Below are 12,814 nucleotides of genomic sequence, written 5' to 3' on the forward strand. Positions count from 1 at the left end.
GCCAAGGGCAGTGCTTTTCACTGTATAAGTGCCTATATTTGGCGGGATTTCCCGGCAAAGAAGCCTTTGGTAGAGGGGGTTTTACCCATGCGTACCCAAACCCAGTCAAAACGTGAACTGGACAAGATCGACCGCAACATCCTGCGCATCCTTCAGGCCGACGGCCGAATCTCCTTCACCGAGCTGGGCGAGCGTGTCGGTTTGTCGACTACGCCCTGCACAGAGCGGGTCCGTCGGCTGGAGCGCGAAGGCATCATCATGGGTTACAACGCCCGCCTCAATCCGCAAAGTCTCAAGGCTAGCCTATTGGTGTTCGTCGAGATCAGCCTGGACTACAAGTCTGGCGACACCTTCGAAGAATTCCGCCGCGCCGTGCTGAAACTGCCCCATGTGCTGGAGTGCCACCTGGTCTCGGGCGACTTCGATTACCTGGTCAAAGCGCGCATTTCGGAAATGGCCTCGTACCGCAAATTGCTGGGCGATATCCTGCTCAAACTGCCCCACGTGCGGGAGTCCAAGAGCTATATCGTGATGGAAGAGGTGAAAGAGAGCCTGAATCTGCCGATTGCGGATTGAGTCGGGTATCTGTGGATTTCTTGTCGGTGATTCTATGTTTGCCCGCAATCTGACGTGGGACCGGCTTTAGCCGGGAGGAGGCCAGTACATTCAACAAATATAGGGAGTCTGTAATACTGCTTTCCCGGCTAAAGCCGGTCCCACGTCATCAGTACAGTTTGAGTCTCGTCCAGCGTCTAGACCAACACCTGCCGCGTCGACGCCATGTACTCATGAATCTGCTTTTCGACCCGCGGATGAATCATCTCCACCGGTCTGCGACCATTGGGGCAAGGTAAGGTGGGCGTGGTGCCGAACAGGCGGCAGATCAGTGGGCGTTCGTCATACACCGTGCAGCCATTGGGGCCAAGGTGCACACAATTGAGTTCGTCCATGGCCGCATCCTGCTCGGCTGTCGTCTTGCGCGGCAGACGGGACATTTCTTCTGGCGAGGTCGTCACCGGACCACAGCAGTCGTGACAGCCTGGGACGCATTCGAAAGAAGGAATCTGCTGACGTAACGCACGAATTTTCTGACTGTTGCAGCTCATTGAAACTTACCCGCTGTGAATGGGCGTGATTTTGCCTCAGTCCGGCTGTTCAAGACAGCACCGTCTGGATCGCGCCTTGCCCGTCGCCGAACCTGCGGCTTATCCTCGGGAATGTTTTTCAGACGCCAGCAACGGGATCCCGCCATGAACGCCCGCGTTCAACCATCGACCGCCAACGACCAGCACACCGCCTCTTATTACGCCGCCAGCAGCCATCCACGCCCGGATTATCCGTCGCTGCAAGGTCAGGTTCAGGCGGACGTCTGTGTGGTAGGCGGCGGCTTTTCCGGCCTGAATACCGCTATTGAGCTGGCCGAGCGTGGCTTGAGCGTGGTGCTGCTGGAAGCGCGAAAAATTGGCTGGGGCGCCAGCGGGCGTAATGGCGGGCAGTTGATTCGCGGCGTTGGCCACGGTCTGGAGCAGTTCACGGGCCTGGTCGGTGCTGAGGGCGTTCGGCAGTTGAGGCTTATGGGCATTGAGGCGGTCGAAATCGTGCGCCAGCGTGTTGAGCGCTATGGCATCAATTGCGATCTGACCTGGGGTTATTGCGACCTGGCCAACAAGCCTCGGGATCTAGTCGGGCTGGCCGAAGATGCTGATGAGTTGCGCGATTTGGGTTATCGCCATTCGTTAAAACTGCTGCAGGCCAGCGAGATGCGCAGCGTAGTCGGTTCTGACCGCTATGTGGGTGGTCTTATCGATATGGGGTCTGGGCATTTGCACCCGCTGAACCTTGCCTTGGGCGAAGCCGCTGTGGCGCAGTCGTTGGGCGTGCAAGTGTTCGAGCACTCGGCGGTGAGCCGCATCGAATATGGTCCGCAGGTCAAAGTGCATACCCCTCAAGGCACTGTTTTGGCCAATACGCTGGTGCTGGGCTGCAACGCTTACCTGAATGATCTCAACCCGCAGCTCAGCGGCAAGGTTCTACCCGCAGGCAGCTACATCATCGCGACCGAGCCGTTGAGTGAAGAGTTGGCCACGCAGTTGCTGCCACAAAACATGGCCGTGTGTGATCAGCGCGTGACGGTGGACTACTTCCGGCTCTCGGCGGATCGACGCTTATTGTTTGGTGGGGCCTGTCACTACTCGGGTCGTGACCCTCAGGACATCGCGGCCTATATGCAGCCCAAGATGCTCAAGGTGTTCCCACAGTTGGCTGGCGTAAAGATCGATTATCAGTGGGGCGGCATGATCGGCATCGGTGCCAACCGCTTGCCGCAGATCGGCCGATTGAAGGACCAGCCCAATGTGTTCTACGCCCAGGCCTATTCCGGACACGGCCTTAACGCGACTCATCTGGCTGGCAAACTGCTTGGTGAAGCCATTGCCGGGCAACACAGCAATGGCTTCGAGCTGTTCGCCAAAGTCCCGCACATTACCTTCCCGGGCGGCAAGCATTTGCGTTCGCCGCTGCTGGCGCTGGGGATGCTTTGGCATCGGTTGAAGGAATTGCGTTAAGCCTGACGTTGATTGATGGACGACTTCGGTCCAACAAGGGAATGCGGTTTCCTGTGGGAGCTAGGCTTGCCCGCGATAAGGCTGGACGCGATCTAAAGTGAACCGCGTCCAGCCTTATCGCGGGCAAGCACCGCTCCCACAGGACCGCGATCGATCGTTGTGCTCGCGGCGAGCATCACTCCCGCCAGAACGGCTTCAATCCTTCGCGCATCGCCTGACCGGAGCTAAGGCCAATATCGCGCAGTTGTTCTTCTGTCAGACTCAACAGCGCCCGGCGTGACATCCAGCGATGGCGATACAGCGCCCAGCGGCCTAGCTTTGGTGCGTTGGCTGTCTTGGTGACAACTGCTCGCCCGCTGCTCAGTTCCTGGCTGTAAAGCGCCAACCGCACATCACTTAACCCGTTCATGTTCCCAACCCTCGTTACGTTGTGGTGTAGGTACATGATGAATCGGCGTGACAAACCATTACAGATTCAAATAAATCTATTTATATGCATACAGGCGTTTTCATATGGGCGCTGAATGCTGTATTTTTCTCCCATCTGTATGGTTAGCCCATTGAAAAAATCGAGAGTATGCTCATGACGCTCTACGTCAACCTCGCCGAATTGCTCGGTACGCGTATCGAAAACGGGTTTTATCGGCCTGGCGACAGGCTGCCTTCGGTGCGCGCTTTGAGTGTTGAACACGGCGTCAGCCTGAGTACGGTGCAGCAGGCGTATCGTGTGCTGGAAGACAGCGGCCTTGCCCTGCCCAAACCCAAGTCCGGGTATTTTGTGCCGGTCAGCCGCGCTGTTCCGGCGCTGCCGGTCATTGGCCGTCCTGCGCAGCGTCCGGTGGATATCTCCCAGTGGGATCAGGTGCTCGACCTGATGCGGGTCAAGGCGTTGCCTAATCTCGTGCAATTGGGGCGCGGTATGCCCGATGTCAGCAGCCCGACACTGCGGCCGTTGATGCGCGCCCTTGGGCGGATCAGCCGTGATGAGCAGATGCCTGGTCTGTATTACGACAGCATCCAGGGCAACCAGACACTTCGCGAGCAAGTTGCCCGACTGTTACTGGATTCGGGCTGCAACCTGACCGCCAACGATTTGCTGATCACCACTGGCTGCCACGAGGCGCTTTCGGCCAGCGTCCGTGCTATTTGCGATCCGGGAGATATCGTCGCCGTCGACTCGCCAAGCTTTTTCGGCGCGATGCAGACGCTGAAAGGTCTAGGCATGAAAGCGCTGGAAATTCCTACTGACCCCGTGACCGGTATCAGCCTTGAAGCACTGGAGCTGGCGCTAGAGCAATGGCCGATCAAGGTCATACAGCTGACGCCCAACTGCAACAACCCGCTGGGTTACGTCATGCCGGAAAACCGCAAGCGCGCCTTGCTGACGCTGGCTCAACGGTTTGATGTGGCGATCATCGAAGACGATGTGTATGGCGATCTTGCCTTCAGTTATCCGCGGCCGCGCACGATCAAATCCTTCGACGAAGACGGTCGGGTTCTGCTGTGCAGCTCTTTCTCCAAGACGCTTGCGCCAGGGTTGCGCATTGGTTGGGTTGCGCCGGGCCGCTATCTGGAACGCGTGCTGCACATGAAGTACATCGGCACCGGTTCCACAGCGCCTCAGCCGCAACTGGCGATTGCCGAGTTTCTCGAGGGCGGACATTACGAGCCGCACCTGCGGCGCATGCGCAGTCAGTATCAGCGTGGTCGCGAACAGATGATCGACTGGGTGATGCGTTACTTTCCGGCGGGTACGCGGGTCAGTCGCCCACAAGGTGGTTTCATGTTGTGGGTCGAGCTTGCCGAGGATTTCGATACTCTGCGTCTGAATCGTGCGCTGTTGACCAAGGGCGTACAGATTGCCGTGGGCAGTATTTTTTCTGCCTCTGGCAAATACCGTAATTGCCTGCGAATGAATTTCGCTGCCAAGCCGTCTCCAGAGGTCGAGAACGCGGTGCGCACGGTCGGGAGTACGATTAAAGAGTTAATTGAAACAATTTAAATGGGTTTATGTACGGCTGTATTCAGGGTGGGCAAGCCTTCCACTTTAAAGTTGCTCAAAAGGAAGGCTCGGGTCCGATTTATGACGGCCAGTGTTTACTCTCTCCAGAACGGCTTGAGTCCTTCCTCGCGAGCATATTGTGGATCGATCCCTGCATCTCTTAGTTGTGCCATCGTTAATTTCAGAAGTTGTTCACTATTGGTCCAGCGCCGTAGGTACAAGGCCAGCAGGCCCTCACCGGTTTTTTGTGGCATCGTTACCGCGTGCTTGTATTCTGCGTTCAACTCTTGGCTTTTCAGTGTTAAACGCACATCGCTAATACCGCTCATTCCCGACTTCCTGTCGAATTAATTGGGCCGCGATAATGTTGGTTTTTTATTCGATTTTAAACACTCAGAGGGTGTTGGGTTTTTTCAAGATGTTATGCCGTTCAACAAAGCTTACAGTCCAATGATGGCTCAAGCCCCTATTTGAGCGGTTCCATGCCTATGGACGGCTCTTTGTAGGCCAATACAAGAGAGTCGGTGCTTACATTCTGTGCGACTTTATCTAAAAGCTGCGGTCATACACGCCATGTCGTAACGCGGTTGGGGTAGTGAATTTGAAGAACACATGGGCGATGCCCTTTTGCCTGTTGGCGGCGCTGTGCTTCAGTGGTTGTGCTCATATCAATGTCCCTAACGAACCGAGTCAGGCGTTGCCGCCGACGGATTCGGCGTTTGGCCGTTCTGTGCAGGCGATGGCTCAGCCTCATGAGGGTCGTTCGGGGTTTCGCCTGCTGTCCAACAGCACCGAAGCCTTCATGGCGCGTGCTGAACTGATCCGCAATGCCCGCACCAGCCTGGACTTGCAGTACTACATCGTCCATGACGGGCTAAGCACCCGCGCCTTGATTGATGAGCTGCTCAAGGCTGCTGATCGCGGCGTTCGCGTGCGCATCCTGCTGGACGATACCACTAGCGACGGACTGGATCATTCCATCGCTACCCTGGCGGCGCATCCCAACATTCAGATTCGATTGTTCAACCCCCAGAGCCTCGGGCGTGAGACCGGCGTAACCCGCAGTGTGGGGCGGCTTTTAAATCTGTCGCGGCAGCACCGGCGCATGCACAACAAACTGTGGCTGGCCGATAGCAGCGTGGCCATCGTGGGTGGGCGCAATCTGGGTGATGAATACTTCGATGCCGAAGAAAACCTGAATTTCACCGACATCGACATGCTCAGTGTCGGTCCGGTAGCCGAGCAACTCGGGCACAGTTTTGATCAGTACTGGAACAGCACCCTGAGCAAGCCCATCGCCGAGTTCATGTATTTCCTGCCGACGACTCGCGATCTGGCCAAGGCGCGCAAACGTCTGGAGGCATCGCTTGTCGAGTCTCAGCATAAACACAAGGCGCTGTACGACCGCCTGATGGCGTATCAGAAAAACCCACGTCTCAAAATCTGGTTCAACGAGCTGATCTGGGCGCACAACCAGGCTCTGTGGGATGCGCCCACCAAAGTGCTGGCCCGTGGCGAACCTGACCCGCATCTGCTGCTAACCACGCAACTGGCGCCTGAGCTGCTCAATGCGAACAAGGAACTGATACTGGTTTCCGCCTACTTCGTACCGGGTGAAGAAGGTTTGCTCTACCTGACCGGGCGTGCTGATGCCGGGGTTTCGGTCAGTTTGCTGACCAACTCGCTAGAGGCGACTGACGTGCCTGCGGTGCACGGCGGTTATGCGCCGTATCGCAAGGCGCTGCTGGAGCATGGTGTGAAACTGTTCGAAATGCGCCGCCAGCCGGGTGATCCCGGCAGTGACAGCGGCGGCAGCGGGCCTCATCTGTTCAGCAAAGGCGGTACGTTTGGCGGTGGTTCGGATTCCAGTCTGCACAGCAAGGCGATGACATTTGATCGCCGTAAAGTGTTCGTGGGCTCCTTCAACTTCGACCCGCGCTCGGTGCTGTGGAACACCGAAGTCGGCGTATTGGTGGACAGCCCGGAACTGACCGAAGCGCTGCGTGAACTGGCGTTGCAAGGCATGCAGCCGACGCTGAGTTATGAGGCGAAGCTGGAAGACGGCAAGGTGGTGTGGGTCACCGAAGACAACGGCAAAATCCACACCTTGTACAAAGAGCCCGGCGACACCTGGCGACGTTTGAATGCGTGGTTCAGCCGGGTCGTGGGCCTGGAGAAAATGCTCTAGGCCGTTGCCGCCGGTTGAACCCCGAATGCCCCGCGCCGGGATGACAGGATCACCAGGCCAAACGCACCTGCCGCCATCAACAACGGCAGCGCCTGACCGCTGACCCACTGGCTGCCCGCTCCGGCCGCCAGTGGTCCCAATAGACAACCGATTCCCCATAGCTGGGCGACTTGCGCATTGGCGCGAACCAGTGCGTCATCGCGAAAGCGTTCCCCAATGAGAATCAGCGACAGGGTGAACAAGCCGCCGGCGCTAGCCCCGAACAGCACCCACAGCGGCCAGATAAGCACGGTATCTACCAGCAGCGGCACCAGCAGACTTGAAATCATCAAGGCCACGGCACAGCTTGAAAACAGCGTGCGCCGCGAAACCTTGTCTGCCAGTGCGCCAATCGGCAATTGCAGAAGCGCGTCGCCCACGACGACGGTGCTGATCATCGCCAGGGCGATTTCCGGCGTGAAGCCCTGACGCAGGCAATAGATCGGCAGCAGCGTCAGGATCAACGCCTCAAATGCTGCGAACAGCGCCACCGCCCAGGCGATCGCGGGCATGGAACGACAAAAGGCGAACAGGTCGATGAAGGTCACGCGGCATGCATCGGCGCTTGGCGCCCCGCTTCTGCCCAGCAGCAAAAACGGCGAAATGATCAGCAGCGCCACGCCGACCCAGAAGCCTGTGTCGTGCTCGGTGCCCAGTGCGCCAAGCAGCAGCGGCCCGGCCAGTTGGCACAAGGCGTAAGTGCTGCCGTATAGCGCCACCAGGCGGCCGCGCCATTTTTCAATGACGAGTTGGTTGATCCAGCTTTCACCGAGGATGAAGACGATGGTCAGGATTACGCCCAGCATCAGGCGCAGTAGCAGCCACACTGAGTAATACGGCAGCAGTGCCAACAGGCCTACTGAAACCGCGCCAGCCCACAGGCAGCGCCGCATCAACGCGGCAGTGCCGAAGCGTGCAGCGAGGCCGCTGGCCAGGCTCGCACCGAGCAGAACGCCGATAGCGGGCATCGCAGCCATTACGCCAATGGCGAACGAGCCGTAGCCCCAGCTTTCCAGTCGCAATGACACCAGCGGCATGCTGACGCCCAACGCCAGCCCGACAGACAGCACCGACGCCAGCACCGCGAAATAAGTACCCCAACGCATTCCCACGCTCCTGTGGATCAAAAGGCCAAGACGAAACAGCCGGGCTATCCCAAGGGAGGCCCGGCTGTCTTTACGCTAAACGATTATCCGTTGGAACGAGTGGGCGGCAATCCGACTTGCCCGCGAATCTGCTGACTCGGTATGCCAGACAGATCGAGTCATCGTTCTTCGCGGGCAAGCCTCGCTCTCATCAAAAAAACCACAACTGTCTGATTTGTAATACTTTTCCGTAGGAGCTCACGAGCAGCGCGAGGCATCGATGGCGTCCTGCCTGAGACACCGCCATCGCGGCCTCGCGGTGCTCGTGCGCTCCTACAGGTTCTAGGTTTTCCGCGAGACAGCGTGTTGTCAGGGCGGTGGTTACAACTTAATCCACGTCGATTTCAGTTCGGTGTATTTGTCGAACGCATGCAGCGACTTGTCGCGGCCGTTGCCGGATTGCTTGAAGCCACCGAATGGCGCAGTCATGTCGCCGCCATCGTACTGATTAACCCATACGCTACCGGCACGCAACGCTTTGGCAGTCAGGTGGGCCTTGGACAGGTTTGCGGTCCAGACGGCAGCAGCGAGGCCGTAAGGCGTGTCGTTGGCGATCTGGATAGCGTCTTCGGCGGTATCGAACGTCAATACGGACAGAACCGGGCCGAAAATCTCTTCCTGAGCGATCTTCATGGCATTGGTCACGCCGTCGAAAATCGTCGGCTCGACGTAGGTGCCACCGGTCTCCTGCAGGATTCGCTTGCCGCCCACCACCAGTTTGGCGCCATCGGTGTGGCCTGCTTCGATGTACGACAGGACAGTGTTCATCTGCTGAGTATCCACCAGCGCACCGACCGTCGTGGCCGGGTCCAGCGGGTTACCCGGCTTCCAGCTCTTCAGCGCTTCAATAACCATGGGCAGGAATTTGTCCTTGATCGAACGCTCCACCAGCAGGCGCGAACCCGCGGTGCAGACTTCGCCCTGGTTGAACGCGATAGCGCTGGCCGCGGATTCAGCGGCAGCCTGTAAGTCAGGCGCATCAGCAAAGACAATGTTCGGGCTTTTGCCGCCTGCTTCCAGCCAGATGCGCTTCATGTTCGATTCGCCGGAGTACACCAGCAACTGCTTGGCGATTTTCGTCGAGCCGGTGAACACCGCCGTGTCGACATCCATGTGCAGGGCCAGCGCCTTGCCCACGGTGTGACCATATCCTGGCAGCACGTTGAGCACGCCAGCCGGAATGCCCGCCTCGATCGCCAACTGGGCAATGCGAATGGCAGTCAGCGGAGATTTTTCCGAAGGCTTCAGGATGACCGAGTTACCGCTGGACAGCGCCGGGCCGAGTTTCCAGCTCGCCATCAGCAGCGGGAAGTTCCACGGCACGATAGCGGCGACAACGCCCACAGGCTCGCGGGTCACCAGACCGAGCTGGTCATGAGGCGTGGCAGCCACTTCGTCATACAGCTTGTCGATGGCCTCGCCACTCCAGCTCAACGCATTCGCAGCGCCAGGGATGTCGATGCTGTACGAATCGCTGATCGGTTTACCCATGTCCAGGGTTTCCAGCAGGGCCAGCTCTTCAACGTTTTTGTTGATCAGCGCGGCAAAGCGCAACATGGCGGCCTTGCGTTTGACCGGCGCCATTCGCGACCAGACGCCGGAGTTGAATGTCTTGCGAGCGCTTTCAACGGCGCGTTGGGCGTCGGCGGCGTCACAGCTGGCGACTTTGGCCAGCAGACGGCCATCGACCGGGCTGACGCATTCGAATGTCTCACCGGAAGCGGCGTCGGAGTACTCGCCATTGATAAACGCGCGGCCCTCGATTTTCAGGTCCTTGGCGCGTTGTTCCCAGTCAGCATGGGTCAGGGTGGTCATGCGTATGTCCTCCGCTTGTATCGATTAGGGTGTGCGTGGTGGGTAGATCTGTGCAAAAAACAAACAATCTGCAATCCACCGCCACCAGGCAACGGCACTCACCACCCTAAACCAGTGACCTGGCGATTTCCAATATCTTTGACATAAAGGGCCTGAATCGGGTCGTCCTGTTCGATTTATGCAACATCGTGACGCTGGCCGTTGGCACTATTGGTGAAGCTCTTCGTCAAACCAGCAACGCATCTACCGCGAGGGTAAGAAATGACTATCGACAGCATCGTGGATTTCAGCGAAGCGGGCACCGAAGCTGAACGCTATCGTCCGGCGCCGGAAAAAATCTTCAAGGGCAACCCGGAGCAGACAATCTACAACCACTACAACAGCCCCTGCGGACAAATGAACGCGGGTGTCTGGGAGGGCGAAGTGGGTCAGTGGTCGGTCAACTACACCGAGCATGAGTATTGCGAAATCGTCCAGGGCGTTTCGGTGTTGCGCGACGACGCAGGCGGGTCGAAAACCCTGCGTGCGGGAGATCGCTTTGTGATTCCTGCTGGCTTCAAAGGCACATGGGAGGTGCTGGAGCACTGCCGCAAAATCTATGTAGTGTTTGAAGCGAAAGCCTGACTTTTCCATCAGGCACAAAAAAGCCCGCATCGCTGCGGGCTTTTTCGTAAAGAAGAAAAATCAATTACTTGATTTTGCCTTCTTTGTAGATCACGTGCTTGCGAACAACCGGATCGAATTTTTTGATTTCGATTTTGTCCGGAGTGGTGCGCTTGTTCTTGTCGGTCGTGTAGAAATGACCGGTGCCAGCACTAGAAATCAATCGGATCAATTCACGCATGATCTTCTCCCTTAAATTTTGCCGTCGCGACGGAGTTCAGCGAGCACAACAGTGATGCCACGCTTGTCGATGATACGCATGCCTTTAGCAGATACGCGCAGACGAACAAAACGTTTCTCTTCTTCAACCCAAAAGCGGTGATGCTGCAGGTTTGGCAGGAAACGACGACGGGTTTTGTTGTTTGCGTGGGAAATGTTATTCCCAGTCACCGGACCCTTACCGGTAACTTGACATACTCTCGACATGCCTCAGCCCTCTAAAACCTCATGCCCAACCCGGCATGGGTTGGCCGCTTAATCTCTCAGTCATTTGGCGCCAGGCGCCGCGTTTCTTTAAGGGTCTTACCGGCTACACCTACAGTGAAGGAACCGGGCCCCTAGAAAAGAGCGCTGCTTTATACCAGAAAGGGTTTGGTGTCACAACAGGCAAAGCACTTTACCCCAACATCAGGCAACGCGTTCAGCCCAATGGTCGGGCCATTGCGGGGGTACTGGCAAAACTACCGCCGGTCGGGTTGTAACCATTGTTCTGCGTCCAAGCATGGTCTAGGGTAACTCCCTTACCAGACTGCGCCAGCAGATGGGGCCCTTTCTGACAGGAATATAGCCATGCGTCTTGCTGCGATACCGTTTTTGTTAGCACCCCTATTGTTCCCGGCAATGGCCAGCGCCGCGACCGCCTTGAGCGTCTGCACCGAAGCCAGCCCGGAAGGCTTCGACGTGATTCAGTACAACTCGCTGACCACCACCAATGCTTCCGCCGATGTGCTGATGAACCGGCTGGTGGATTTCGACGCCCAGAGCGGCAAGCTGGTGCCGAGCCTGGCGCAAAGCTGGACAGTGTCGCCTGATGGTCTGACCTACGATTTCAAGCTGCGCAAGGGCGTGAAGTTTCACCACACTGACTATTTCACGCCGAGCCGCGAGTTGAATGCGGATGACGTGGTGTTCAGCTTCCAGCGCATGCTTGACCCGCAAAACCCTTGGCACAAAGTCGCTCAGAGCGGCTTCCCACATGCTCAATCGATGCAGTTGCCTGCGCTGATCAAGAAGATCGACGCACCCGACCCGCTCACGGTGCGCTTTACCCTTGATCACCCGGATTCCACTTTCCTGGCGACGCTGAGCATGGGGTTTGCCTCGATCTACTCGGCCGAATACACCACGCAGTTGCTCAAGGCGGGCACTCCGGAAAAGCTTAACAGCCAGCCAATCGGCACAGGACCGTTCGTGTTCGAACGCTTCCAGAAAGACGCCGTGGTGCGTTACGAAGCCAACGCGGATTATTTCGCGGGCAAGCCGGGCGTCGACAAATTGATCTACGCCATCACCCCGGACGCCAACGTGCGTTTGCAGCGTATTCGTCGCGACGAATGCCAGATCACCCTTTCACCCAAGCCGCTGGATATTCAGGAAGCCGCCAAAGATCCGAATCTGAAAGTCGAGAAAACCGAAGCGTTCATGACCGCGTTTCTGGCGATCAACAGTCAGCACCCGCCGTTCGACAAGGCTGAAGTGCGGCAAGCGGTCAATCTGGCATTCGACAAGGACAGTTACTTGAAAGCGGTATTCGAAGGCACCGCCGAAGCCGCCAACGGCCCGTACCCGCCAAACACCTGGAGCTATGCGAAAGATCTGCCCGGTTACAAGCAGGACGTCGCCAAAGCCAAAGCGCTACTGACCAAGGCCGGCGTGAAGGATGGTTTCAAAACGACTATCTGGACGCGCCCGACCGGCAGCCTGCTCAACCCGAATCCGAACCTGGGCGCGCAGTTGCTGCAAGCGGACCTGGCTAAAGTCGGCATCACCGCTGAAATCAAAGTCATCGAGTGGGGTGAGTTGATCCGTCGCGCCAAGGCTGGCGAGCATGACCTGTTGTTTATGGGCTGGGCGGGTGACAACGGTGATCCGGATAACTTCCTGACGCCGCAGTTCTCCTGCGCGGCGGTGAAGTCCGGTACCAACTTCGCCCGTTACTGCGATGCCACGCTGGACAAGCTGATCAGCGACGGCAAAACCACCAGTGATCAGGCTGCGCGCAGCAAGCTGTATCACCAGGCCCAGCAGCAGATTCAGCAACAGGCACTCTGGTTGCCACTGGCGCACCCAACCGCTGCCGCCCTCACCCGCAAGGATGTGAGCGGTTATCAGGTCAGCCCGTTTGGCCGTCAGGACTTCTTCAAGGTGCAGGTTAAATAACCGCAACACGTGATTTAAA

13 protein-coding genes are annotated in these 12,814 nt (G+C 57.6%); 6 read left to right on the forward strand and 7 right to left on the reverse strand.

The annotated features are described in order from the left end of the window. The first annotated feature begins 87 nt into the window (after positions 1–87). Positions 88–576, forward strand: a complete 489-nt coding sequence (locus CKW31_RS04240; protein WP_027901535.1) for an Lrp/AsnC ligand binding domain-containing protein — start codon at positions 88–90, stop codon at positions 574–576. Between the two features lie 176 nt (positions 577–752). Here CKW31_RS04240 and CKW31_RS04245 read toward each other — a convergent pair whose 3' ends face one another. Then, the gene (locus CKW31_RS04245; protein ID WP_095093166.1) at positions 753–1,106 is read right to left on the reverse strand and encodes a YkgJ family cysteine cluster protein; all 354 of its coding nucleotides are present in this window, start codon (positions 1,104–1,106) and stop codon (positions 753–755) included. 144 nt (positions 1,107–1,250) lie between these two features. On the opposite strand from CKW31_RS04245, the gene CKW31_RS04250 reads away from it, so the two are divergent. Beyond that, positions 1,251–2,564, forward strand: coding sequence for an FAD-binding oxidoreductase (locus CKW31_RS04250; RefSeq protein ID WP_095093167.1), 1,314 nt, complete (start codon positions 1,251–1,253; stop codon positions 2,562–2,564). A 175-nt stretch (positions 2,565–2,739) separates the two neighbouring features. Here CKW31_RS04250 and CKW31_RS04255 read toward each other — a convergent pair whose 3' ends face one another. After that, positions 2,740–2,973 carry a DUF1127 domain-containing protein gene (locus CKW31_RS04255; RefSeq protein WP_095093168.1) on the reverse strand — a complete coding sequence of 78 codons (234 nt, stop codon included), beginning with the start codon at positions 2,971–2,973 and terminating at the stop codon, positions 2,740–2,742. 174 nt (positions 2,974–3,147) lie between these two features. Between CKW31_RS04255 and CKW31_RS04260 the strand changes: the two genes are divergently transcribed. Beyond that, positions 3,148–4,566, forward strand: a complete 1,419-nt coding sequence (locus CKW31_RS04260) for a PLP-dependent aminotransferase family protein (protein WP_095093169.1) — start codon at positions 3,148–3,150, stop codon at positions 4,564–4,566. A 95-nt stretch (positions 4,567–4,661) separates the two neighbouring features. Here CKW31_RS04260 and CKW31_RS04265 read toward each other — a convergent pair whose 3' ends face one another. Beyond that, entirely contained in the window at positions 4,662–4,895 is a 234-nt protein-coding gene (locus CKW31_RS04265; protein ID WP_095093170.1) for a DUF1127 domain-containing protein, read from the reverse strand. Positions 4,896–5,167: 272 nt separating this feature from the next. Between CKW31_RS04265 and CKW31_RS04270 the strand changes: the two genes are divergently transcribed. After that, complete coding sequence (locus tag CKW31_RS04270; RefSeq protein ID WP_095093282.1) at positions 5,168–6,754, forward strand: phospholipase D family protein; 1,587 nt, start codon at positions 5,168–5,170, stop codon at positions 6,752–6,754. Here the strand turns inward: CKW31_RS04270 and CKW31_RS04275 are convergent. Together CKW31_RS04275 and CKW31_RS04280 are read right to left on the reverse strand one after the other, a co-directional pair. After that, complete coding sequence (locus CKW31_RS04275) at positions 6,751–7,899, reverse strand: MFS transporter (protein WP_095093171.1); 1,149 nt, start codon at positions 7,897–7,899, stop codon at positions 6,751–6,753. The two genes, CKW31_RS04270 and CKW31_RS04275, sit on opposite strands and share 4 nt — an antisense overlap. Positions 7,900–8,259: 360 nt before the next feature. Continuing rightward, positions 8,260–9,753 (reverse strand): aldehyde dehydrogenase, encoded by a 1,494-nt coding sequence (locus tag CKW31_RS04280; protein ID WP_095093172.1) that lies wholly within the window; start codon positions 9,751–9,753, stop codon positions 8,260–8,262. 261 nt (positions 9,754–10,014) lie between these two features. On the opposite strand from CKW31_RS04280, the gene CKW31_RS04285 reads away from it, so the two are divergent. Continuing rightward, complete coding sequence (locus tag CKW31_RS04285; protein WP_095093173.1) at positions 10,015–10,377, forward strand: cupin domain-containing protein; 363 nt, start codon at positions 10,015–10,017, stop codon at positions 10,375–10,377. A 64-nt stretch (positions 10,378–10,441) separates the two neighbouring features. Here CKW31_RS04285 and rpmG read toward each other — a convergent pair whose 3' ends face one another. Together rpmG and rpmB are read right to left on the reverse strand one after the other, a co-directional pair. After that, positions 10,442–10,597, reverse strand: coding sequence for a 50S ribosomal protein L33 (rpmG, locus tag CKW31_RS04290; RefSeq protein ID WP_007894709.1), 156 nt, complete (start codon positions 10,595–10,597; stop codon positions 10,442–10,444). 11 nt (positions 10,598–10,608) lie between these two features. Next, on the reverse strand, positions 10,609–10,842 hold the full coding sequence (gene rpmB / locus CKW31_RS04295) for a 50S ribosomal protein L28 (protein WP_007920377.1): 234 nt from the start codon (positions 10,840–10,842) through the stop codon (positions 10,609–10,611). Positions 10,843–11,205: 363 nt separating this feature from the next. Between rpmB and CKW31_RS04300 the strand changes: the two genes are divergently transcribed. Continuing rightward, a complete protein-coding gene (locus tag CKW31_RS04300) occupies positions 11,206–12,795 on the forward strand; it encodes an ABC transporter substrate-binding protein (RefSeq protein WP_095093174.1) in 1,590 nt (529 codons plus the stop codon). The last annotated feature ends 19 nt before the right edge of the window (positions 12,796–12,814 follow it).

It is taken from the genome of Pseudomonas sp. Irchel 3A5 (assembly GCF_900187575.1).
Lineage (GTDB): Bacteria > Pseudomonadota > Gammaproteobacteria > Pseudomonadales > Pseudomonadaceae > Aquipseudomonas > Aquipseudomonas folii.

Bases quoted from the DNA above. Each gene is read 5' to 3' on its own strand.
- CKW31_RS04240 (WP_027901535.1), top strand. From the start codon at position 88: ATGCGTACCCAAACCCAGTCAAAACGTGAACTGGACAAGATCGACCGC.
- CKW31_RS04245 (WP_095093166.1), bottom strand. From the start codon at position 1,106: ATGAGCTGCAACAGTCAGAAAATTCGTGCGTTACGTCAGCAGATTCCT.
- CKW31_RS04250 (WP_095093167.1), top strand. From the start codon at position 1,251: ATGAACGCCCGCGTTCAACCATCGACCGCCAACGACCAGCACACCGCC.
- CKW31_RS04255 (WP_095093168.1), bottom strand. From the start codon at position 2,973: ATGAACGGGTTAAGTGATGTGCGGTTGGCGCTTTACAGCCAGGAACTG.
- CKW31_RS04260 (WP_095093169.1), top strand. From the start codon at position 3,148: ATGACGCTCTACGTCAACCTCGCCGAATTGCTCGGTACGCGTATCGAA.
- CKW31_RS04265 (WP_095093170.1), bottom strand. From the start codon at position 4,895: ATGAGCGGTATTAGCGATGTGCGTTTAACACTGAAAAGCCAAGAGTTG.
- CKW31_RS04275 (WP_095093171.1), bottom strand. From the start codon at position 7,899: ATGCGTTGGGGTACTTATTTCGCGGTGCTGGCGTCGGTGCTGTCTGTC.
- CKW31_RS04280 (WP_095093172.1), bottom strand. From the start codon at position 9,753: ATGACCACCCTGACCCATGCTGACTGGGAACAACGCGCCAAGGACCTG.
- CKW31_RS04285 (WP_095093173.1), top strand. From the start codon at position 10,015: ATGACTATCGACAGCATCGTGGATTTCAGCGAAGCGGGCACCGAAGCT.
- rpmG (WP_007894709.1), bottom strand. From the start codon at position 10,597: ATGCGTGAATTGATCCGATTGATTTCTAGTGCTGGCACCGGTCATTTC.
- rpmB (WP_007920377.1), bottom strand. From the start codon at position 10,842: ATGTCGAGAGTATGTCAAGTTACCGGTAAGGGTCCGGTGACTGGGAAT.
- CKW31_RS04300 (WP_095093174.1), top strand. From the start codon at position 11,206: ATGCGTCTTGCTGCGATACCGTTTTTGTTAGCACCCCTATTGTTCCCG.